At 41.7% G+C, this 21,308-nt stretch carries 23 protein-coding genes; 4 read left to right on the top strand and 19 right to left on the bottom strand.

What is annotated here, in order from left to right; translation table 11 throughout:
- Positions 1–39: 39 nt before the first annotated feature.
- Positions 40–1,710 (top strand): rod shape-determining protein MreC, encoded by a 1,671-nt coding sequence (locus FN732_RS02385; RefSeq protein ID WP_142934278.1) that lies wholly within the window; start codon positions 40–42, stop codon positions 1,708–1,710.
- Between the two features lie 7 nt (positions 1,711–1,717).
- Positions 1,718–2,506, top strand: coding sequence for a purine-nucleoside phosphorylase (locus tag FN732_RS02380; RefSeq protein WP_142934276.1), 789 nt, complete (start codon positions 1,718–1,720; stop codon positions 2,504–2,506).
- Here FN732_RS02380 and FN732_RS02375 read toward each other — a convergent pair.
- Positions 2,483–3,013: a hypothetical protein gene (locus FN732_RS02375; protein ID WP_142934274.1), complete on the bottom strand. Its 531-nt coding sequence runs from the start codon at positions 3,011–3,013 to the stop codon at positions 2,483–2,485. The two genes, FN732_RS02380 and FN732_RS02375, sit on opposite strands and share 24 nt — an antisense overlap.
- Positions 3,013–3,993, bottom strand: coding sequence for an Hsp33 family molecular chaperone HslO (hslO, locus tag FN732_RS02370; RefSeq protein ID WP_142934272.1), 981 nt, complete (start codon positions 3,991–3,993; stop codon positions 3,013–3,015). The genes FN732_RS02375 and hslO overlap by 1 nt, the downstream gene beginning before the upstream one ends.
- A 67-nt stretch (positions 3,994–4,060) precedes the next feature.
- Here hslO and FN732_RS02365 point away from each other — a divergent pair, with 67 nt between their 5' ends.
- Entirely contained in the window at positions 4,061–6,022 is a 1,962-nt protein-coding gene (locus FN732_RS02365; protein WP_142934270.1) for an EAL domain-containing protein, read from the top strand.
- Here the strand turns inward: FN732_RS02365 and FN732_RS02360 are convergent, their stop codons facing one another.
- The 15 genes from FN732_RS02360 to ispG are packed head-to-tail and all read right to left on the bottom strand — an operon-like array spanning position 6,023 to position 18,763.
- On the bottom strand, positions 6,023–6,832 hold the full coding sequence (locus tag FN732_RS02360) for an MBL fold metallo-hydrolase (protein WP_246051301.1): 810 nt from the start codon (positions 6,830–6,832) through the stop codon (positions 6,023–6,025).
- Entirely contained in the window at positions 6,829–7,605 is a 777-nt protein-coding gene (lpxA, locus tag FN732_RS02355; protein ID WP_142934266.1) for an acyl-ACP--UDP-N-acetylglucosamine O-acyltransferase, read from the bottom strand. The genes FN732_RS02360 and lpxA overlap by 4 nt, the downstream gene beginning before the upstream one ends.
- Complete coding sequence (gene fabZ / locus FN732_RS02350) at positions 7,605–8,039, bottom strand: 3-hydroxyacyl-ACP dehydratase FabZ (protein WP_185954218.1); 435 nt, start codon at positions 8,037–8,039, stop codon at positions 7,605–7,607. Before fabZ ends, lpxA begins: the two co-directional genes overlap by 1 nt.
- A 13-nt stretch (positions 8,040–8,052) precedes the next feature.
- On the bottom strand, positions 8,053–8,529 hold the full coding sequence (gene ispF, locus FN732_RS02345) for a 2-C-methyl-D-erythritol 2,4-cyclodiphosphate synthase (protein ID WP_142934264.1): 477 nt from the start codon (positions 8,527–8,529) through the stop codon (positions 8,053–8,055).
- Positions 8,529–9,329 carry a response regulator gene (locus tag FN732_RS02340; RefSeq protein WP_142934262.1) on the bottom strand — a complete coding sequence of 267 codons (801 nt, stop codon included), beginning with the start codon at positions 9,327–9,329 and terminating at the stop codon, positions 8,529–8,531. The genes ispF and FN732_RS02340 overlap by 1 nt, the downstream gene beginning before the upstream one ends.
- Complete coding sequence (locus FN732_RS02335; RefSeq protein WP_142934260.1) at positions 9,310–10,029, bottom strand: hypothetical protein; 720 nt, start codon at positions 10,027–10,029, stop codon at positions 9,310–9,312. Before FN732_RS02335 ends, FN732_RS02340 begins: the two co-directional genes overlap by 20 nt.
- A gap of 16 nt (positions 10,030–10,045) precedes the next feature.
- On the bottom strand, positions 10,046–10,606 hold the full coding sequence (locus FN732_RS02330) for a Maf family protein (RefSeq protein ID WP_221928591.1): 561 nt from the start codon (positions 10,604–10,606) through the stop codon (positions 10,046–10,048).
- Positions 10,593–11,324, bottom strand: a complete 732-nt coding sequence (gene rnc / locus FN732_RS02325) for a ribonuclease III (RefSeq protein ID WP_142934258.1) — start codon at positions 11,322–11,324, stop codon at positions 10,593–10,595. Before rnc ends, FN732_RS02330 begins: the two co-directional genes overlap by 14 nt.
- Positions 11,294–12,535, bottom strand: a complete 1,242-nt coding sequence (gene fabF / locus FN732_RS02320) for a beta-ketoacyl-ACP synthase II (protein ID WP_142934256.1) — start codon at positions 12,533–12,535, stop codon at positions 11,294–11,296. Before fabF ends, rnc begins: the two co-directional genes overlap by 31 nt.
- 11 nt (positions 12,536–12,546) lie before the next feature.
- Complete coding sequence (locus FN732_RS02315) at positions 12,547–13,068, bottom strand: adenine phosphoribosyltransferase (protein WP_185954220.1); 522 nt, start codon at positions 13,066–13,068, stop codon at positions 12,547–12,549.
- Positions 13,069–13,103: 35 nt separating this feature from the next.
- On the bottom strand, positions 13,104–15,629 hold the full coding sequence (locus tag FN732_RS02310) for a homocysteine S-methyltransferase family protein (protein WP_142934252.1): 2,526 nt from the start codon (positions 15,627–15,629) through the stop codon (positions 13,104–13,106).
- 57 nt (positions 15,630–15,686) lie between these two features.
- Positions 15,687–16,298, bottom strand: a complete 612-nt coding sequence (locus FN732_RS02305) for an epoxyqueuosine reductase QueH (protein ID WP_142934250.1) — start codon at positions 16,296–16,298, stop codon at positions 15,687–15,689.
- Positions 16,295–17,383 (bottom strand): GGDEF domain-containing protein, encoded by a 1,089-nt coding sequence (locus FN732_RS02300; RefSeq protein WP_142934248.1) that lies wholly within the window; start codon positions 17,381–17,383, stop codon positions 16,295–16,297. Before FN732_RS02300 ends, FN732_RS02305 begins: the two co-directional genes overlap by 4 nt.
- Positions 17,365–17,709, bottom strand: a complete 345-nt coding sequence (locus FN732_RS02295) for a dihydroneopterin aldolase (protein ID WP_142934246.1) — start codon at positions 17,707–17,709, stop codon at positions 17,365–17,367. Before FN732_RS02295 ends, FN732_RS02300 begins: the two co-directional genes overlap by 19 nt.
- Complete coding sequence (ispG, locus tag FN732_RS02290; protein ID WP_142934244.1) at positions 17,654–18,763, bottom strand: flavodoxin-dependent (E)-4-hydroxy-3-methylbut-2-enyl-diphosphate synthase; 1,110 nt, start codon at positions 18,761–18,763, stop codon at positions 17,654–17,656. The genes FN732_RS02295 and ispG overlap by 56 nt, the downstream gene beginning before the upstream one ends.
- A gap of 32 nt (positions 18,764–18,795) precedes the next feature.
- Here ispG and FN732_RS02285 point away from each other — a divergent pair, with 32 nt between their 5' ends.
- Positions 18,796–19,512: a methyltransferase domain-containing protein gene (locus tag FN732_RS02285; RefSeq protein ID WP_142934241.1), complete on the top strand. Its 717-nt coding sequence runs from the start codon at positions 18,796–18,798 to the stop codon at positions 19,510–19,512.
- Here the strand turns inward: FN732_RS02285 and FN732_RS02280 are convergent.
- The gene (locus tag FN732_RS02280; protein WP_142934239.1) at positions 19,509–20,354 is read right to left on the bottom strand and encodes a fumarate hydratase; all 846 of its coding nucleotides are present in this window, start codon (positions 20,352–20,354) and stop codon (positions 19,509–19,511) included. The genes FN732_RS02285 and FN732_RS02280 overlap by 4 nt on opposite strands.
- A 10-nt stretch (positions 20,355–20,364) precedes the next feature.
- Complete coding sequence (gene mdh, locus FN732_RS02275) at positions 20,365–21,306, bottom strand: malate dehydrogenase (protein WP_142934236.1); 942 nt, start codon at positions 21,304–21,306, stop codon at positions 20,365–20,367.
- Positions 21,307–21,308: the final 2 nt, after the last annotated feature.

Here is a 21,308-nt window from a genome sequence, read left to right as displayed (position 1 = left end):
ATCATTTTTGGCATAAATTCCTGCATTTGGAGACTGAAGATGAGGAAATTTGCCCTTTTAATACCCGTTCTACTGTCCTCCTGTGGAATTGGAAGTCTCAATCCCTTTAAAAAGGAACAGCCTATATACACACCTTACACTCCAAAGAGCGAAAGCCAAACAGTTAAATCGGGGAAAAGTGGAGTTGAAAATGTTGTTTTCTACATGAAGAGGTACTTCTCTCCCCTTAAGGGAGAAATTGTTCTAAACAGTTACGATGGATTTATCATAGACCTTGGAAGTAAGGATGGTGTCTCTGTAGGGGATAGGTTTATCTCTGAAAGCGGTGCAGTTTTAAAGGTAAAGGAGGTCAAGAAGAACTACTCAATTGCACTTCCTACACTGGGGAATCCTTTGGTAGGAGAGAGTGTTCAAAAGATTAACTTTAACAAAGTTGCCTACATAGACTTTACACGGGAAAAAGGAAAAGAACTTTACCAGGAACTGAAAAAGGAAGTTAAGAACCTGAACATTGCTCCTTACGAAGAAGGTGAGAAATTAAAGAAAATTTACCACCTTAGATATCCAAGCGACTTTAAGAGAAGGGTTCCGGTGGATAAGTTAACGGGCTTTGATGCCTATCTAATAGTTTCGAAGGAGGGAGTTGCTCTCTACGATACAACAAAACACTTGATTAAGTTCTTCCCCTGGGAGGGAGCTCCACAAACCTCGATTTCGGTTGCCATAGGTTCGGACTACACAGTTGTTTACGACTTTAAGGGACACGGAACGAGTTTGTTTGCCTTTAGTCCAGAAGGTCAGGTTGAATCAGAAATAGTTTCACTAAAGGAAAACAGAATTTTACTCTTCAAGCCAACACCTTACGGAGTCAAACTTGTTAAGAAGTTTAAAAATCCCTTTAGGGGCTCGTACCTGTTCCACACATGTCCCGTTCAGATTAAGGGGGAAAAGCTATTTGTAGTTGATGGATTCTATCAGGATACTAAGAGCGTATCCTCGGGAGTGTTTAAATTTGTAAACGGAAAACTTGAAAAAGTAGCATCATCAAATCTCATTCTTTCGTGCTTTGATACAGACGGTGATGGGGTTAACGATTCGATATTTGGACAGAATGTAAGCTCCGAAAGTGACAAGTTTTTCGGAAAGAACGTTTATAGAATGGAACTTGAAAACGGTAAGATTAAGAAGGGAAATAAGGTAAAAGTTCCTAAGGAATTTCAGGTGACAAGTGCCCAAATGTTTAAAACCGGGGGTAAGGAGTACTTTGCCTACTACGACCTCAATTACTACTTTAACGTATCCGACGGGGAAAAGGTTCTCTGGCGTTCCCCCATCCAGATTGGAGCTTCTCCCAACTCAATCTACTGGTACGAGGAGGACAACTTAGTCAGCTACTACATAACACCAAAGCCCAAACCGATTGATATTGACGGAGATGGGAATCAGGAGGTTCTCTTCTCACAGAACAAAAATGCGGTTCCGGGACTGCTAAGGAACATATATACATTTGACGGTGGAAGAATTCTCCTCCTGTACAGAAGCGGGAGCTCCTTTGACTGGGAGGAGGCGACAAATCCAATCTATAAAATGGGAGGAATTGAGGAGTTTGATTACCTCCCAGACCAGGATATCTTTGTAGCCATATTTACAAAGGTTAACATTTTAACGAATCCAAAATCGAAGTTACTGTTTATTAAACCTAAGATTTAGGAGTTCCATGAAGGCGGCAGAGAGAGTCTTTGAATTAACCGGGATTTCAAAGTTTGATTTTGCGGTTGTAGGTGGCTCAGGAGTTGAGCTTGGCAGAGCCCTATTTGAGATTCCCTACTCGGAAATTCCTAAAATGCCCGTTCCAAAGGTTCCCGGTCATAAAGGGGTTTTAAAGGTGTACAGTTTGAATGGAAGGAATCTTCTCTTCTTTGAGGGGAGGTTTCACTACTACGAGGGAAGGAGTGATGAGGAGATAAGGTTCATTCCGGAGCTCTGCCACAGTTTGGGAGTAGAGGTCTTCATACCAACGTGTGCCTCTGGGGCAGTTTCAAGGAAGGCAGCATCTGCTGAAATCGGAGTTATCTATGACCACATAAACCTACTTGGAAGAAATCCCCTTGTAGGACTTATAGGAGATTTTGGCAGTAGGGTCTTTGTCAACGGGAAGGAGTTTTACGATAAGGAGTTGGTTGATGAGTTCTTAAAGAAGGGACTTGAACTTGGAATAAACGTAACTCCTGTCGTTCTTGCATCTATGCTCGGTCCAAACTACGAAACCTTTTCTGAAGTAAGGATGCTCGAGGTACTCGGGGCAGACTGTGTAAGTATGTCAACAGTTCCGGAGGTTATAACAGCGAAATTTTTGGGAATGAGGGTTGTAGGATTAACCGTAATTACGAACGACACGTTGAAAAGGGAGGCCAACCACGAAGAGGTCTTAAAGTTGTCAAATGAGAGGAGTAAAAAGTTGGAGCTCCTTATAAGGGAAACTCTATCCTCTTTCAATTACCCCTAACCTTTCCATCGAAGCTCTCAGTTTTTCACTACAAATCTGGCAGAAATCCTCCCCCTTAAAGTCTGTATCAGAAAGTGAGTTTGAAAAGTGCATTACACACTTTGGATTTGGACAGTGCTCTAAACCAAATACGTGCCCCATTTCGTGGGTAACCTCCTTTCTGATCCTCGATAGAAACAACTCCTCATCATCTGAAATCAACCTTGCGTACGAGACGATACATCCCTTGAAGGGGTAGGCGACTCCAAAGACAAAGTTTAAGCCGTCAGAGTAGAGGTCGTATGGAGTTATTCCTACGGCAAAGAGGGAGCTCTCTGGCTTTAAGTTGAGAATGTTTGAAAGTTGGACTTCTGCAAGTAGTTGATTGAACCTTCCTCCCCTTCCATCAGGAGGAATCGTTCCCTCAAACACAGGTTCTAAGTAAAATTTCTCCTTTAGTACCCTTTCTGTCTCCTCCTCAACCATAGGAAGTGAAACCCCAACGGAGAATATTGAACACTTCTTCATCAGTTAGTCCCCTTTTCCTTCTCCTTTAAAATTTCGTCTATTTCCTCAGGAGAGAAGAAGTACTCCTCACCGCAGAAGTTACACTTTATCGAAACGCCCCCTTCCTTCTTTAAACTTTCAAGCTCTTCTTTCGGCATTGCAAAAAGACTCCTACCTGCAACCTCCTTTGAACACTTACACTTAAAGGAGAGCTCCTTAAGAGCTAAAAGTTCTGTTGTAAATCCCTTAAATATCATCTCTGCAATGTCCTCTGGCCTCTTTCCCTCCTTAATTAGGGAGCTTACAGGTGGTAAGCTTTTAACGTTCTTCTCCAACTTATCGATTGCCCTTTCAGAAGCCCCAGGTAACGGCTGGGCCAAAAATCCCCCAGCTGCTTCAACTTTTCCGGTTTCCCCTACCAAAACACCAATTCCAACGGCAGATGGAATCTGTTCAGACTTTAATAGGTAGTAAGCTATGTCCTGAGCTATTTCACCTGAAACTATAGGGACCGAGCTCTCGTATGGAGTTCCAAATCCCAAATCCTTAACAACGGTTAAAACACCCTTACCAACGGCCTTGGCTATGTCAAACTTCTTCCTTCCATTTTCAACCTTTGTAAATGTGGGAACGTCCGGATTTTGAACAAATCCCCGAACCTCTCCCTTGGCGTTGGCCTCAGCAACAACGAGTCCTACGGGACCGTCGCCCTCTATCCTTAGTAAAACCCTCTGTTCAGTCCCATGCTTTAAAAGTGAGGTCAGGAGGAGAGCTCCCGTTAGAGCTCTTCCCAAAACGGCAGTTGCAATAGGAGAGAGTTTATGCCTCAACCTTGCTATTTCACACAGGTTCGTTGTCCTTACAACAAAAGCCCTTAGGGCATCTTCCCTTGTAACTGCGATTATACCGTAATCCCTATCCTGGAAGTAGTTTCTTAAATCCCTCTTTACATCCTTTGTTAGCTCTTTTAAAAACTCCTTTCTCGAACCTAGATTTCTCATGTCTCCTCCAGACAGTTTGTAACTGTAAATTTATGATATACTCAAAAAAAAGTAATTAAGAGGAAAGATGCTAAGCGAAGTTGTAGTAAAAAAGATTGAAAAAAATATTTACGAGCTATGTAAAGACTATTTTTCTAAAGAGGCTCTTCAGGAACTACTCTCAGGTTATGATATAGAGGATTTATGTAGAAGACAGTCTAAAAGTTGCACTGAACTGTTGGTAAATTATCTGGATAATGAAGATTTTCTAAAAAAGAGAGAAAAAGAAATAATTTTAAACGGCAGAAAAATATTTAGTTTAGGAGTCCCTATTGCTGTATTTTTAGACCTATTTGAACAAATAAACAATCGAATATCCAACATACTGGACTCAGAAAAGGTTCCAAAGGAAATTTTAAAGAAATTCAGAAAATTAAGAATGGAATTTTTAAACATAATATCTTTAGGATTTCTTTGGGCCTCCCTTGAAGAGAGGGAAAAGTTAGCGGAAAGCATTCCAAGTGAGAGTAGAAGGCTCTTTACGGAATTTATATCTATTTTTAAGGGGATTACTGAAAATCAATTTAGTAAAGTAGAAAAAAAGCTTGAAGAATTGGAAAGGGAGATTAATAAACTCTTCATTACTGTTTTAAGCTCTCCTGGCGATTTCAGATGTAATATATTTAGTTTGTTCAAGTTAATAAAACACTATATTTTTTTATTTAAAAAGTTCTATTCAAGGAATAACTTTACTGCATACATAATTTATGAACAAACTGTAGATTTTATAGAGAAACTAATTAATTGTTACTACGTTTTAACTACAAAAAAAGCAGTAACAGACCTTGAAAAATTAATAGAATTCTCCTTAAAAAACAGAGAAGAAAACTGGAGATTAATCATAATAGACCCCTCGGAGATAAGCTTTATCAATAAAGTTTATGGGTTTGCCGTCGGGGATGAAATTTTTAAGAAACTGTTAAAAGTCGTCTCTATGTCTTTTCATGAAGACGAGGAAACGGCAGTATTTAAGTGCAACGAAGGAATTGTATGTATTCTAACAAGAAAACTGTTGAAAAAGGACTTCTCAGACCTTCACCTAAAGTTAGAGAGAAAAATCAGGAAAAAACTGGTAAGTTTAGACGTTAAAACACACATACTGGATCTCTTCATACCAAAAGATTGCCCAAACGTACTCCCATTAGAGGAATTAAAAGAAATTGTACCTATTCTTATCAGAGAATCTAAAAAGGAGGAAAAGAGATACGCAAGGTACAACTTGTGTAATTTAGAACTAATTAAGAAGGCAGTTCACTTCTTAGACTTCCAGAACTACGTAGTGGAGAAGTTGAAAAATGGAGACGTTAGTATAGCTGTCCAACCTATTGTTAACCTTCAAAATGGAAAAGTGGAACACTACGAAGTTCTATTTAGAATGATTGACAGACAGAAAAATATCATCCCTGCCTACGAAATTATAGATGTAATTTTTGATTTGAAGCTAATTCACCTGTTGGACATAGCAATTCTAAGGAAGATTGTCAGAAACATAGACATATTTAAGAAAAATAACATTAACAGTATCTTTGTAAATTTGAGTCCAAATACCTTAAAGGTAGAAGGAAATTTGAAAGAAATTTTAAATCTTCTATCTCAGATTTCTAAAGACTTAAATCTGGGAGTGGAAATTACAGAACAAGCTCTCTTAGAAGAGCATGAAATTTTGAAATCTCTCTTAAATAAAATAAACGTTCCACTATCCCTTGACGATTTTGGAGCAGGTTATTCATCGTTTTCAAGCTTATTGAAAATAATTGAATCTCTACCCCTTAAATTTTTAAAAATTGATGGAAGTTACGTAAAGAACATATCAAACTCCAACAATTCAAAGATTTTGGTTCAAACAATAAACGCAATGGCACACTCCCTTAACCTCAAAACAATTGCTGAATTTGTAGAGAATGAGGAAATTCTGAAATTACTGAAGGAATTGGGAGTCGATTACGGACAGGGATACTACCTTGGAAGACCGGAGCTCTTCATCCCTTAACTATCTCTGCTTGACAACCGAAAGTGTATTTAAATCTAAAATCATGTTATCGTAGGCAGCAATAACCTTTACCCCTAATCTTTTAGTTAGGTCTAAAGCAACCTCCCAAGGCTTTGCTCTGAGCATTGTTCTACCGAAATGGGTAAGAATGGTCACTTTGGGTTTAATTTCACCTATAATTTTTTCTGCATCAGGAACGGAAAGGTGGTCAATTCTTGGATTTGGGTTGAAGAGCGTTACGTTTAAGATAAGTAAATCTTTAACTTCTTTATAAGCACTTATTAAGCCATCAAAGAATTTTGTATCTGAAATGTAGCCAAACTTCCTTTCCCTCCAGCTAAAGATTAGACCGTAGGTTTCAACGCCGTGAAGATGTCTTATAGGCGTTTTAAAGGACAAATCTTCAGATAGTTTAGTCTCAAATCCCTCCTTTAATACTGTAGTCTTTTCAATGTTACTCCTCGTATACTTCAGAACAACAGGATCTTCATCTATACAGTCTGAAGGACAGAAGAGTTCTCCCCTCTTTTTCTTTCCCCCGAGTGTCATCGACTCTAAAATGTGGTTAACATCTGCACAGTGATCCAAGTGTCTGTGGGAGAGAATTACCACATCGGTCCAGAATGGTTCTATTCCCTTTCTGTGGGAATGGACAAAGGCTCCGGGACCTGGGTCGACGTGAATGTTTAACTCCGGAAAGCCAAAGTAAAGACCACCAGCCTGTCTTTCAAACCCAAAGGCTACGTACCTTGCTCCTGCAGTTCCTAAAAAAACTAACTTTCCCTTGAGAGTTTCCTTTGTTAACTTCAAGCCCGACAGATACCTCTCTTTGAAGTCTTGATGAAGTTGACCATCTCCATTACTTCTGGAAAATCGGAAAACTCCTCCTCAACCTTTTGAATCGAAAGGTTTATTGGTTCGTCCGTCTTGAATAAAATCTCAAAGGCAGTTGTGAGAGCTCTTATCGTCTCCCTACTGAATCCCCTCCTCCTCAAGCCTACTATGTTAATTCCCTCAAGTTTTGCCCTGTTACCCTTTGCTACAGTGTAGGGGGGAACGTCCCTGTGAACGGCAGATGCACCCCCAACCATGGCGTGCTTTCCAATTCTAACGAACTGGTGGATTCCCGTAAGTCCACCTATAACTGCATACTCACCAATTTCAACGTGACCCGCTATTTGAACGGCATTTGCAACTATTGCTCCCCTCTCTATTTTTACATCGTGGGCCACGTGAACGTAGGCCATTAAAAGGACGTCATCTCCAACAAAGGTTAGACCTCCTCCTCCCTCAGTTCCTTTATGGATTGTTACGTACTCCCTTACCCTCACCCTGTTACCTATGATTACTCTCGTATCCTCACCTTTAAACTTTAAGTCCTGAGGGTTCACACCTATGTGTGAGGAATAGATTTCGCACTCCTCTCCTATCTCAGTTCTTCCCTCAATGACTGCTCCCTTCCTGATAACAGTACCCTTCCCAACCTTTACGTTCCTTCCTACAAAGGAAAAGGGTTCAACGGTAACACCTTCGGAGAGGAGAGCTCCCTCCTCAACAACGGCAAGCCTATGAACAAATGCCATTACTTCCTCACTATCATTGCCATGATTTCAGCATCACAAACGAGGTTTTCTCCGACAAAGGCCTCTCCCTTCATCTTTGAAAGCTTCGATTTAATCACTGTTGGTTCAAGGACAAACTTAACTGTGTCTCCAGGTCTTACAGGTTTTCTAAAGCGCGCTTTATCTATTCCCATAAAGTAGACTACGTACTCTTTTGGGGACAGGTCAAAGGACTTAAACATTAAGATACAGCCAACCTGTGCCATAGCCTCTATGAGGAGAGCTCCCGGAAATATCGGATGTCCAGGGAAATGCCCCTGAAAGAAAGGCTCGTTTATCGTTACGTTCTTTATGCCGACAATTCTCTTTTTCGGTTCAAATTCAACTATTCTGTCAACAAGCAGAAAGGGATACCTATGGGGAATAAGTTCCATAATTTCAACTATGTCTATCACTAAGCCAACCTCCCTAAAGTTTCTTTAAGAGAGCAACTGCCTGGGCAGAAATTCCCTCCTCTCTCCCTTCAAAGCCTAAACCTTCAGTGGTTGTAGCTTTTACAGACACACTGTTAATGGAAATTCCCAAAACCTCTGAAATGTTCTTTCTCATCTCCTCTTTGTAGGGAGAGAGTTTCGGTCTCTGAGCAACAACTGTGGAATCCACATTGACAACCCGGTAACCATTTTCGTTGACTATTCTGTTAACCTCTTTTAAGAGAATAAGGCTTGAAATTCCCCTGAATCTATCATCACTGTCTGGAAAGTGCTCACCGATATCGCCTAAGGAAAGAGCTCCTAAAATGGCATCGCAAATGGCATGAACTAAAACATCTGCATCAGAATGTCCTTTGAGCCCTTTAGGATAAGGAATCTCAACACCACCTATGACCAATCGGTATCCTTCCTCTAACCTGTGAACGTCGTACCCTATCCCTATCCGGTACATTAGGCAAGTCTGCTTTTTATAAGTTTCTCTACCTCTTCCCTTATAACTTTCTCTGCCACCTCTGGAATAACTTCCCAGGCAATTTCCCTAATTATTTCCTCAACTCTTTCCTCAGGAAGGGATATACCAGCACCTTTTGATTTTTCCTTAACCTCTTCAACAGCTTTCTCTTCTATAGCTTCCTCCGGAACGCTTTTTTCAAGCTCCTCGGTTGAAACCTCAACAACGGGAATCTTCTCTTCTGGAAGTTGCTTTAATGTTGTTGCAAAAGTGGTTCTTTCCTCTTTCCTTGTTTCCTGTAAAACAGGAAGCTCCTCAGGAGTCTCTTCTTCAATGACAGGAATAGCAGGAATTTCAGACTCTTCCGGTTGAAGAGTTACTACTTCAGGGGGCTTTTCCTCGGACTTCTCCTCTAAAGGTGGAACAACAAGTTCAGGCTGAACGGGAAGGGACTTTCCCTTTACCTCTCTCAAAGTGGATATTAACTCATCAACGGTAAATGGCTTCTTAAGAGCTTTTAAAGCTCCCAAGGATAGAGCTTTCTCGGCGTCAAATCCCTCTTTTTCATAACCAATAAAAATTGTTGGAACTCCCAACTTAACAAGCTCCGGAAGGAGCTCATATCCTGACGAGAGGGAAATTGTTACATCAACTATTGCAACGTCGGGTTTTTCTGTAGAAACAACGTTTAAAGCCTCTTTCAAGGTTTTAGCATGAACTACATCAATACCTCTTAAAGAGAGAACAACATCGAACAGTTTATGCCAGGTTTCCTTGTCATCAACGAAGAGAACTTTCATTCTTAACCTCTTCTATCCTCTTTTTTAAGTCCTCAAGCATCACGAGAAGCTCTTTTGAGTGTAGAGCCTGGTTATCAAGGTCTTTAACAATTTCAGCCCCATCATCACCTTTAATAGAGTGGGCCAAGGCAATAAGTTCGTCCTTCACAAGAGTGGCATTTATCCTCTTTGATAGAGATATAATGGAGTCAACCTTGTCAATTAGAGAGGCAAAGAAGTTTGAATAATCCTGAGAGGTGTTACTTTGAGATTTACATTTGGTAAGTATTGTTTCCAAATCATTTCTGACAATTAGAAAGTTATCCTTTATCTTTTGAAGGAGTGAATTATCAATGTTTGGAATACTCAAATCTATTTTCCTCAAGGTATTTGAGATTTCGTCTAAAATTTCCAAGGTGCTCTGACTAACACCTACACCTTTAATCTCTTTCTTAAACTCCTCAACCTCGGTTAATAACTTTTTAATCTCATTTCTCATATCATTGATTCTCTCTTCCCTGAGAGAGTCTACTTTTACTTTAAGATTAGAAACCATATCCTCGACGTTATTTAATAATCCCTCAATTCTTTCTCTTCCTATAGAGGAAATTGATTTAGCCTCTGATTTCTTACAGGATAACTTACATATAAGAAAACCTACTACAACCCCCATTGCTGAAAAAAGAATTGCAATAATTACGGTCATTAAGGCCAAATCCATAATCCCCTCATTACTTTTATATTGCCAAATTGATTATATCATAAATCTTACTAATCGGAAGTCCCATAACGTTGAAGAAGTCTCCCTCTATACGTTCAATTAGGAGAGCTCCCTTCCCCTGAACTCCGTAGGCACCGGCCTTGTCGAGAGGTTCACCAGTTGAAACGTACCAGTTTATCTCCTCCTTCGTTAACCTCTTAAACTTTACCTTTGACTCCTCAAAGGAGGAAACAACTCTACCGTCTATGAACAGTGAGAATCCTGTTATAACTGTGTGCCATGAACCGGAAAGCCTTTTCAGAATTTCAACTGCCTCACTTTCATCTTTAGGTTTTCCCAAAATTTCCCCTCCAAAAACGACAACCGTATCTGCAGAGAGGCCAACCTCATTATCAGCAATTTCCTCTAATGCTGCCTCCAGTTTAATTCTGGAATTCTCAACGGCCGTTTCATAAGGATTGTCAGAAATAATTTCCTCGGCTCTCTTTTTTATAACTCTGTAGGGAATTCCTACCATTTCCAAAATCTCCCTCCTCCTTGGGGAGGAGGAAACGAGGGCAATCTTAATTCCTTTCACCTATTACCCCCAGAGCTCTAAGCATCTCCTTTGCAGCTGACTGTTCTGCGGATTTCTTTGATTTTCCAGTTCCTTCCGTTTTCAACTCTCTGACTCTACACTCAACGTAAAAGGTCTTGTCGTGTTCTGGTCCCTCTACCCTAATTAAGCTGTACTCTGGCAGAACTTTAAAATCCCTCTGGGTAACCTCTTGAAGGTAACTCTTAAAGTCCTTGTAGGTTACAGCACTGTCAAGTATCTGCCAGAGTTTGTCTAAGAATTTCTCCTTAAAGACCTCCTTAGCCTTCTCGAAACCGGCGTCTAAGTAGAGAGCTCCAAAGACAGCCTCAAATACATCGCAGAGTATTGAACTCTTGGTTTTACCTCCGCTCCTCTTTTCTCCCTTTCCAAGGTAGAGAAACTCTCCCAAGTCTATCGTTTTTGCAAGCTCTGCCAGTGAAGGTTCGCTGACCAAAAACGCCCTTATCTGGGAGAGCTCCCCTTCGGTCTTATCGGGAAACCTCTTTATGAGCTCCTCACTAACTATAAGGCCTATAACTGCGTCTCCTAAAAACTCTAAAACTTCGTAATTCTCACCAACCTCCTTCTCGAAGGAAAAGGAACGGTGAATGAGAGCTCTCCTGAGGAGATTCTTATCCTTAAAGGAGTAACCCAATCTCCTTTCAAGCTCTACCAGTTTACCCTCTCCTAAGGCTCGTACCTTTTGAGAATCAGACAAGCGTTCGTTCCTCCAAATCCAAAGGAGTTTTTAAGAACGTACCTAACGTCAGCCCTTACAGCCTTATTTGGAGTGTAGTCCAAGTCACACTCAGGGTCTGGTTCCTCGTAGTTAATCGTTGGAGGAATAATTCCGGTCTCAATAGTTTTAACACAGGAAACAACCTCTACTCCTCCGGCAGCACCCAAGAGGTGACCTATCATAGACTTAATACTGCTAATTTTAACCTTGTAAGCATGCTCTCCCAAGGCCTTCTTTATTGCCATCGTTTCAAATAGGTCGTTGAACTTAGTGGACGTTCCGTGGGCATTCACGTAGTCGATATCCTCAGGGCTAATTCCAGCATCCTTAATTGCGTTCTCTATAGCCCTTGCAGCCCCTTCTCCCTCCGGTGCTGGAGCCGTCATGTGGTAGGCATCCCCGCTCGTTCCGTAACCTACAACTTCGGCAAGTATCCTTGCTCCCCTTCTCTTTGCATGTTCAAGTTCCTCTAAAACAACGATTCCAGCTCCCTCTCCCATTACAAAACCGTCCCTGTTCTTTTCAAATGGCCTACTTGCCCTTTCAGGTTCATCGTTCCTCGTAGATAGGGCTTTTGCAGCTGCAAATCCGGCAACTGCCAAAGGAGTAATACAGCTCTCCGTTCCACCGGCAACCATAACATCGGCATCACCGTACTGAATTGTCCTGTAGGCCTCTCCAATGGCGTGAGTTCCGGTCGCACAGGCAGTAACAACGGAGATGTTTGGACCTTTAAAGCCAAACCTTATTGAAACAATACCAGATGCCATGTTTATAATTTCCATGGGAACGCAGTAGGGGGATACCCTCCTCGGCCCCTTCTCCATAAGGATTTTTAACTGCTGTTCTATTGTCGTTAATCCACCGATTCCAGAACCTATTAAAACGCCAACCCGTGTTTTATCAACGTCTGCCTTATCAAGTCCGGAGCTCTCCACAGCCTGAACGGACGCACCAACTGCAAACTGAATAAATGGGTCTGTTCTCCTTATCTCCTTCCTATCAAAGTATAGAGAAGGATCAAAGTCTTTTACCTCTCCAGCTATTTGAACCGGAAATCCCTCAGTATCAAACTTTGTTATTCTTCCAATTCCCGACTTTCCTTTAGTTATGCCATCCCAGAACTTTTCAACTGTACTCCCAACGGGAGAAACAACTCCTAATCCTGTTATTACTACCCTTCTTCCCATACTCTAACTCCTTAGAACTTTATTAGTGAAAATACAGGATATCCTCTCTCCTCTATTTTCTTCCTTCCGTTAAGGAACGTTAATTCAAGGAGAAAGTCAACGCTTATTATGTTTCCTCCCAACCTTTCAACCAGGTCAATTGCAGCACTCATTGTTCCACCAGTTGCAAGAACGTCGTCTATTAAAACAACCTTTGTTCCCTCCTGAATTGCATCCTCGTGAATCTCTATACTGTCCTCTCCGTACTCTAAAGTGTAGGTTGCACTGATTGTTCTGTAGGGAAGTTTCCCCGGCTTTCTTATTATCGCAAGCCCTGCCCCTATTTTGTAGGCAAGGGCTGAGGCAAGTATGAATCCCCTCGACTCAATTCCAGCCACTATTTCAACACCTGCTCCAATGTACCTGTTTCCGATAAAGTCTATTACCTTCTGAAGTGCCCAAGGCCTGTGAAGAAGAGGCGTTATGTCCTTAAAGACAATTCCCGGTTTTGGAAAGTCTGGAACGTCGCGGATTAAGGACTTTAACTCCGTTATCTCCTTATGGATATCTATGTCTGTCTCTTTAAAGCTCATTCCTCCTCCACTTTAAGCAGTTTTTTTACAATTTTAACAGCTTGCTGGGCATCACCACCATAAATTCCACCTATTGATTCGGCATATTCGGGAGTTACAACTGCTCCTCCGACAATCACCGGAATATCAAGTCCAGCCTCCCTTATTGCCTTTATTGTTTCCTCCATTGAAGGAAGTGTTGTAGTCATAAGGGCACTCAGTCCAACTATGTCTGCCCTTTCCTTCTTTGCAGTCTCTACGATTTTTTCAGGAGGAACGTTCGTTCCAAGGTCTATAACTTCAAATCCACTGTTCTCAAGCATAGTTATTACAATGTTTTTTCCGATTTCATGAACGTCACCGTGAACCGTTGCCATGACAATCTTTCCACCTAACTTAACGTTCCCCCCTCTCTTTTTCATCTCCCTCTTCAGTATTTCAAAGGCAGACTGAACTGCCTGAGCGGAACGTAGCATCTGGGGAAGGAAAATTTCGCCCTTTTCAAACCTCTTCCCTATAACGTCAAGTGCAGGTATAAGAGCTCTGTCACTAACCTCTATCGGCTCAAACTCAGAGAGAGCTCTCTCTGTAGGCTCCTTAATTCCCTCCCTGTCTCCTTCCAAAACCTTCTTAAAAATCTTCCCTAAAACGCCCTCTGGAGCTCCCTCATCTTCACTCTCCTTTTTTCCCTCCTTCTTCTCCTCCTTCTGCTCAAACTCAACAGAGACCTTTTCCCCCTTTAGGAAGGAACAGCTCAACTGACAGATTTTTGAAAGGAGCTCCCTGCACTCCCTATCCTCTCCCTTAGGCCTGTAGTTTTGAAACCTCTCCGTAAATCTCTGAGCTCCCCTATCCTTTCCAACAATTACATCGGACGAAAAGACCGTTTCAACCATTCTACTGTCACCTGTATTTAGTATTCCGGAGTCGAGCCCAGAGTAAATGGCCATTGCCATAAAGGATGAATTTATCAAAGGCCTTGCAGGGAGGCCGAAGGATACATTGCTAACCCCGAGGGTTGTAGCAATTCCAAACTTTTCCTTTACCAGTCTAATTGCCCTCAGCGTTTCAACTGCAGATTCAGGCATCGCACTTACAGCAAGGTTAAGGACGTCTGCTAAAGTGGAGCTCCTGTCTATACCGATTTCCTCACACTTTTCTAAAAGTCTTTCGACAATCTCTACCCTATCCTCTGCACTCTCCTTTAGTCCCTCATCGTCAATTGCAAGCAAAAGAACGTTTGCTCCGTACTTTTTAACAAGGGGTAGTATGTTTTTTATATCCTTTACCTCGCCTGAACACGAATTTACAATTGGCCTTCCATCGCACATTTTTAAAGCTTCTTCAACCGCCTTGGGGTCCTTACTATCAATGACTATAGGTAAGTCCGTAGTCTCTATTACGGTCCTAACTGCCTCCTTCATCGCTTTTGGTTCATCAATTCCCGGAACACCAACATTTACATCCAATAAATCTGCACCCTCCTCCGTCTGCTTTTTTGCCTCCTCCTTTACAATAGAAAAGTCTCCCCTCTTTAAAGAGTCCTGAAGCCTCTTCTTACCTGTTGGATTTATCCTTTCACCTATCATTCTTGTTGGATGACCGGTTCCGATAAAGACAAGCTTTGTTCTGCTTGCTACCTTTAATCCCCTGATTGGATTTCTCTTAACGGGCTTTAAGTCCTTTACGGCCTCCTTTATTGCTCTTATGTGTTCTGGAGTTGTTCCGCAACAGCCACCAACGATGTTTGCTCCAGCCTCAACCAACTTGACTGCATACTCCCCAAAGACTTCCGGAGGTTCAGGATAAATCGTTTTACCGTCCTTTAGAACCGGTAATCCTGCATTTGCGTATACAACTATTGGAGTTTCAGTTACAGAGGCCATCCTCCTTACAAGGTTAACGAAGGATTCAGGTCCTAAGGAACAGTTTGCTCCAACTGCTGAAACGTTAAATCCCTCAAATATTGCAGCAGAAACTTCTGGAGGTGTTCCAAGGAGGGTTCTACCGTCCTCCTGATACGTCATGCTAACAAGAACGGGCAGGTCGCAGATTTCCTGAGCTGCAACAACGGCAGCCTTTGCCTCCTTTGTATCAGACATCGTTTCAATTAGAATTAAATCGGCTCCAGCCTCAGCTCCAGCCTCTATCTGCTCCTTAAATACGTCCTTAATTTCATCAAACGAGTAGTCCCCAACGGGCTCAACAAATACCCCTGTAGGACCAACAGAGAGGGCAACTAAAGCTCTTCCCCTTGAGGCCTCCTTTGCAAGCCTTACTCCGGCTTTAGTTAGTTCCTTAACCCTATCCTCAAGTCCATAGTGTGAGAGCTTTATCCTATTGCTTCCAAAGGTATTTGTTTCAATTATGTCGGCTCCGGCTTCTATGTACTCTTCGTGTATCTCCATCAGTACTTCTGGGTGTTTTACGTTGAGGAGCTCCGGTGCATAGTTAACGTCCATTCCCTTTTTCATTAACATTGTTCCCATTGCACCGTCAAGAACCCAGATTTTCTCCTCTTTCAAAAAGGGATTTTCTGCCAATACCTCCTCCGAACTGTAAATAGGAATTATTAACGAATAGCAATTATAACAGGAGAGTTAAGACTTAAAGTGGGAAATTACCCTTTCTGACTCCTCAACAACCTGATTCAAAACCCAGGAACCTTTAGGTTTACCTTTGGGACAGTACCTTTCCTTTTCAGAGTAGATGCAGCCACAGTACTGTTGTCTGTAGAGTCCCTTTTCCTTTGAAATGTCTATTCCTTCCTTCCAACCTTCCCTAAAATCAACATTTAGAAACTTAACTCCAAATTTTTTAGAGGCACTTTCGGCAAGCGAAACCATCAATTCTCTACTCTGGTACTTTGAATAAAAGAGAGTAGAAGTAAAAGCATCAAACTTTCCCCTTTTAGCAACTGAAGCAGCCATTTCTAAGCGCATCGAGTAGCAAATTTGGCACCTGACGGGTCTTTCCTCCCTAAATGCTACTGCCCTCAACCACTTTTCGGGTTCGTAGTTTTCAAAGTAGATGACCTTTATCTCTTCTAACTTCTCCAGTTTTTTAACGGTTTCCATTCTCTTAACAAACTCTGTACACGGATGAATGTTAGGGTTGTACCACAGGCCAACAATCTCATAGCCTTTTTCTTTCAGCCACTTTATTGGATAGCAGGCACAGGGAGCACAGCAGATATGGAGTAAAACTCTCACTCTTCCAACTCCACATCCAAATCTGTCTTCACTTGATTTTTACCTGAACGTTTTGCAAGGTATAAGGCCTTATCTGCCTGTTCTACAATAGAGGTTTCATCTAATCCCTCCCTCATCATTGCAACGCCAACACTTATTGTAACGGGAATCTCATGTTCCTTGTACTTGAAAAGATGTTTCTCTATAGACTTCCTCAATCTCTCGGCAATCCTTATTGCCTGACTGAAGGTCACACCGGGAAGAATAATGGCAAATTCCTCTCCACCGTACCTTGCAATAATGTCCCTGGCTCTAAGTTGACCCTTTAGAACTCTGGCAAGTTCCTGAAGAACGTAATCTCCCGCTTGATGACCGTAGGTATCGTTAATCTTTTTGAAGTCATCAATATCAATCATAATGAGAGCAAAAGGATAGTTACGCCTGTAGAAGTCATTTACCATGTCAGTAAGAGCTCTATCAAAACTTGCCCTGTTTGCCACTTGAGTCAAAAAATCGATGGATGCCTCTCTGTTTTTCTCCTCAAGTTCCTCAGAAAGCTTTTTTATCCTCTCATTTGCCTCCTCAAGTTTTTTCCTCAATGAATCGTTCTGTTCTCTTATCATTCTAACTTCGTTGAGAATTTCTCCTACCATACCCTTTACTGAGGCATCCTCAATATTCTCTTTAGCCTCTTTTATAGATTTTTCCTTCTCTGCAAGATTCTCATTGTGCTCTTCTAAGTTTTTTATGGCTTTGTCAATTTCCTCAAGAATTTCTCCAGATATTCTCCTTAAAAGCTCCTTATCCTCTGAATCCTTAGATTCAACTTCTACCAAAACCTTTTCTACTTCAGACGATGTCGGATACTTCTCCTTGAACAATCCCAATATTTCAAGGTCGGACAGTTTTAAATTGTTCTCCTTTAGGTAACAGAAGATATCAAACCACAGTACGTAATTTTCCGGAATCAGGGGAATATTGTTTCTAACTAGAAACTGTAGTTCTTCCCTAGCTATCTCTGTTATTTTCCTAAGTTCTTCCGGCGTTAGCTTTTTCCTCTGTCTAACTTCCTTTAGTAACTTACACTCTATGCTTTTTTCTCCCATACTAACTCAACCCCCCCGCCTTTAAAACTGTTCTGAAACGGTAAACTGAGTTTCACCGTTCTTATTCTAACAAAATTCGGATTCCAATTATTAATAATATTAGAAAGTAATTTATCCTGAAACTCCTCTAAGTAGGTAAATTCCTGAGAATTTGCCACTTCAACAACCGTTTTGTAAAGTTCCTCATAATCAACAAATATTTCGGAAGTTACCTCTATGGAAACGAGAACTTCGACTCCCAATTTCCTCTCTTCAGGATAAACTCCACACTTAATGTGAAGTTTTATCTCCTCTAAGAAAACCTTTCTCTCTAACTTCCCCTGCAATCCTTTCAACCTCCTCAATCAACCTCTCAAGGGCCTCTTCCTGTGATAGCTTATCTATAACCTTCCCCCTTACAAAGAGGATGAAGTAATCTCCGGCCCCCGCTATCCCAACATCTGCAAATTTTGCCTCCCCCGGGCCGTTTACTGCACATCCCATAACGGCAACCTTAAGGGGCTTTTCTATGTGCTCCAACCTCCTCTCAACCTCCTCTGCCAGAGTTTCAACGTCAACTAAACACCTTCCACAGGTAGGACATGAGATGACTTCAACCCCTCTTTTTCTAAGTTCTAAAGCTCTAAGGATTTTGTAAGCAATTTTTACCTCCTCCTTTGGATGGGTAGAGAGAGAAACCCTCAAGGTATCACCTATACCCTCGTAAAGGAGAATTCCAATGCCAACTGCAGACTTAACAGCTCCGGAGATGAAGGTTCCGGCCTCGGTTATACCTATGTGAAGGGGATAGTCCGTTTTTGAGGCAAAGAGTTTGTTTGAGATAACCGTTGTTTTAACATCGGAACCCTTCAGGGAAAACTTAATGTTTGTAAATCCCCAGTCCTCGAACGTTTTAGCATAGTTAAGTGCAGTTTCGACTAAGGCCTCGGGAATGGGAGCTCCATACTTGTTTAAGACCTCCTTAGGTATGGAGCCTGAGTTTACGCCAATCCTTATAGAAATTCCTCTCTCTGAAGCAAGTTTAACGATTTCTTTAACCTTCCACGTCTCCCCTATATTTCCCGGATTAATCCGTACACAGTCTGCTCCGTTCTCAATTGACAGGAGGGCAAGCTTATAATCAAAGTGAACATCTGCAATTAGGGGAACGTTTATTCTTCTCTTTATCTCAGGAAGTGATTCGGCTGCTCTAACCGATGGAACTGCAACCCTTACAACCTCACATCCAACTCTTTCAAGCTCCTTTATCTGAGCAACTGTAGCCTCAACATCCTCTGTAAATGTGTTTGTCATAGATTGGACAACGATTGGATAGGAACTCCCAATTGGGACGTTACCAACCCAGACAGTCCTTGTTTTTCTCCTCTTTATCCATTCCAACGTAATCCTCCTGAACCTATATTTTAACTGCCATGAAGGAAATAGTTAAGAGGAACTTTTCGTTAGCAGCAAAAAGTTACAGTAAATATTCCCTCTTTCAGAGAATTGCCGGGGGAAAACTCCTTAAAAGAATTTCATTTTTTAACGTAAAGGAACCTATTTTGGATTTAGGAAGTGGGACAGGGGAGCTCCTTAATGGAGAGAATTTCATCTGTCTGGATATCTCCTTCAAAATGGCAGAGTTGTGTAGGGAGAGGGCTCTCCTGTCAATCTGTGGAGATGCAGAGGAACTTCCTCTAAAGTCGGAATCGGTACCAACTGCAGTTTCAAACTTTTCCTTACAGTGGACAGAACTAAACAAGTCAATCCCTGAAGTTTATAGAGTTTTGAAAAAAGGAGGGCTGTTCTTCCTCTCTATTCCAGTTAAAGGGAGTTTAAGGACTCTGTTTTCTGCTCTAAGAGTGGCATCAGACAAATTTCCTACTTTTAAGTTCCCTGAGGAGAAAGAGGTTTTTGAAGTATTCTCACGTTTCTTTGACGTTTTAGAGTTTGAGAGACTCTACCTTGAAAGGAAATTTAAGAGTGCAAGGGAAGCTGTGAAGTTTGTTACGGGAATAGGAGCGAAAAACCCATTTGGAAACTTAAGGTACAGTGAACTGAAAAAGTTTCGTGATATCTTCAACAGAGAGCCAAAGATTGAATACAGAGTTTTAATAATTTCGGGAAAAAAGCTCCCTCGGGAGCTTTAAATCTCAGCCTCCTTGTGCCTCGAGGCATGGCACTGAATGTTAACTGCAACGGGAAGTGAAGCTATGTGACAGGGGTACCACTCTATCTTTACATCTAAAGCTGTAACCTTTCCTCCAAATCCTGAAGGGCCAATTCCCAACTTGTTTATCTCCTCTAAGAGCTCCTCCTCAAGTTTTGCATACCTTGGGTCGGGATTCCTATGTCCTATAGGCCTTAGAAGGGCTTTCTTTGCCAGAAAGGCCACCTTTTCAAAAGTTCCCCCAATGCCAACTCCCACAGTTATAGGAGGGCAGGGATTTGGACCGGCGTCACTAACTGTTTTCAAAATAAACTTTTTAACTCCTTCAACACCATCTGCAGGCTTAAGCATGGCCAACCTGCTCATATTTTCACTTCCACCACCCTTTGCTGCAACAGTTATTCTAACCTTATCTCCGGGAACAATCGAGTAGTGAATCACTGCCGGTGTATTGTCTCCGGTATTTTTCCTATCAAAGAGAGGGTCTGTAACTATTGACTTTCTCAGGTAGCCCTCAGTATATCCTTCTGCTACTCCCCTGTTTATAGCCTCCTCTAAACTTCCACCAACAAACCTAACATCCTGTCCCACTTCAACAAAGACAACGGCAAATCCAGTATCCTGACAGTAGGGGATTTCCTCGGTTGAGGCAATCTTCGCATTCTCCTCCAATATCTCAAAAACGTTCTTTCCAACAGGAGAGACTTCCCTCTCCTTTCCCTCCTTAAAGGCATTGAGAACGTCCTGGGGTAACCTGTAGTTTGCCTCCACACACAGCTTTTTAACAACTTCCCTGACCTTATCTACGTTAATCTCTCTCATCCTTCATCTCCTAAAGGGGCAATTTTTCAACCAAGTTCCTTACAGAATCAACAGACCTCCTCCAGGCCTTCCACTCCTCATCTGTAAGCTCAAGCTTGATTATATCCTCGACTCCTTCCTTCCCCAAAACTATGGGAACCCCTACGCACAAACCTGTAGCTCCATAGTACTTGCCTATTTCACCATCAAGATAAACACTTGCAGAGAGAATTTTCCTCTTGTTCCAGAGGATTGCAAGAACCATCTCCAAAATTGATGCAGCAGGAGCGTAAAAAGCACTTCCCGTTTTAAGGAGTTGAACTATTTCCCCTCCTCCAAACCTCGTCCTTTCAATTACCTCACTTAGTTCTTCTTCTGATAAGAACTTTCTTACAGGAATTCCTGAAACTGTTGTGTATTCGGGAAGTGGAACCATATCGTCTCCGTGTCCACCTATAACAAAAGCCTTAATATTCTCAACGGAAATTCCAGTCTTTTCAGAAATAAAGTAGGCAAACCTTGCCGAGTCTAATACTCCAGCCATTCCTATAACTCTTTCCTTCGGAAAGCCTGTTACTTTTAAGGCAGTGTAGGTCATTGCGTCCAAGGGGTTAGTAACAACAATGACAAAGGCTTCAGGAGAGTACTTTTTTATCTGTTCAGAAACGGACTTAACCACCTCGTAGTTTTTAAACAGTAGGTCATCCCTGCTCATTCCAGGTTTTCTTGGAAATCCTGCAGTAATGACAACCACATCGGAGCCAGCAGTATCCTCATAGTTTCCAGTTCCAACCACGTGGGCGTTGAATCCTAATATTGGAGAAGCTTCCATAATATCTAAAGCCTTACCTTTAGCAACACCTTCGTTAATATCAATTAGCGTAATATCTGCCGTTTCTCTTCTTGCAAGGAGAAGTGCCAGAGTTGCACCTATATTTCCAGCTCCAACAATTGTTATCTTTTTTCTATCCAAAG

Source organism: Balnearium lithotrophicum (genome assembly GCF_900182585.1).
Lineage (GTDB): Bacteria > Aquificota > Aquificia > Desulfurobacteriales > Desulfurobacteriaceae > Balnearium > Balnearium lithotrophicum.
The sequence above is the reverse complement of the archived record's forward strand: the minus strand, read 5'-3'. Positions and strand labels throughout refer to the sequence as shown.

Excerpts from the sequence above, each read along its gene's own strand:
- FN732_RS02385 (WP_142934278.1), top strand. The coding sequence starts at position 40 with ATGAGGAAATTTGCCCTTTTAATACCCGTTCTACTGTCCTCCTGTGGA.
- FN732_RS02380 (WP_142934276.1), top strand. The coding sequence starts at position 1,718 with ATGAAGGCGGCAGAGAGAGTCTTTGAATTAACCGGGATTTCAAAGTTT.
- FN732_RS02375 (WP_142934274.1), bottom strand. The coding sequence starts at position 3,013 with ATGAAGAAGTGTTCAATATTCTCCGTTGGGGTTTCACTTCCTATGGTT.
- hslO (WP_142934272.1), bottom strand. The coding sequence starts at position 3,993 with ATGAGAAATCTAGGTTCGAGAAAGGAGTTTTTAAAAGAGCTAACAAAG.
- FN732_RS02365 (WP_142934270.1), top strand. The coding sequence starts at position 4,061 with ATGCTAAGCGAAGTTGTAGTAAAAAAGATTGAAAAAAATATTTACGAG.
- lpxA (WP_142934266.1), bottom strand. The coding sequence starts at position 7,605 with ATGGCATTTGTTCATAGGCTTGCCGTTGTTGAGGAGGGAGCTCTCCTC.
- ispF (WP_142934264.1), bottom strand. The coding sequence starts at position 8,529 with ATGTACCGGATAGGGATAGGGTACGACGTTCACAGGTTAGAGGAAGGA.
- FN732_RS02340 (WP_142934262.1), bottom strand. The coding sequence starts at position 9,329 with ATGAAAGTTCTCTTCGTTGATGACAAGGAAACCTGGCATAAACTGTTC.
- FN732_RS02335 (WP_142934260.1), bottom strand. The coding sequence starts at position 10,029 with ATGGATTTGGCCTTAATGACCGTAATTATTGCAATTCTTTTTTCAGCA.
- fabF (WP_142934256.1), bottom strand. The coding sequence starts at position 12,535 with ATGGGAAGAAGGGTAGTAATAACAGGATTAGGAGTTGTTTCTCCCGTT.
- FN732_RS02300 (WP_142934248.1), bottom strand. The coding sequence starts at position 17,383 with ATGGGAGAAAAAAGCATAGAGTGTAAGTTACTAAAGGAAGTTAGACAG.
- FN732_RS02285 (WP_142934241.1), top strand. The coding sequence starts at position 18,796 with ATGAAGGAAATAGTTAAGAGGAACTTTTCGTTAGCAGCAAAAAGTTAC.
- FN732_RS02280 (WP_142934239.1), bottom strand. The coding sequence starts at position 20,354 with ATGAGAGAGATTAACGTAGATAAGGTCAGGGAAGTTGTTAAAAAGCTG.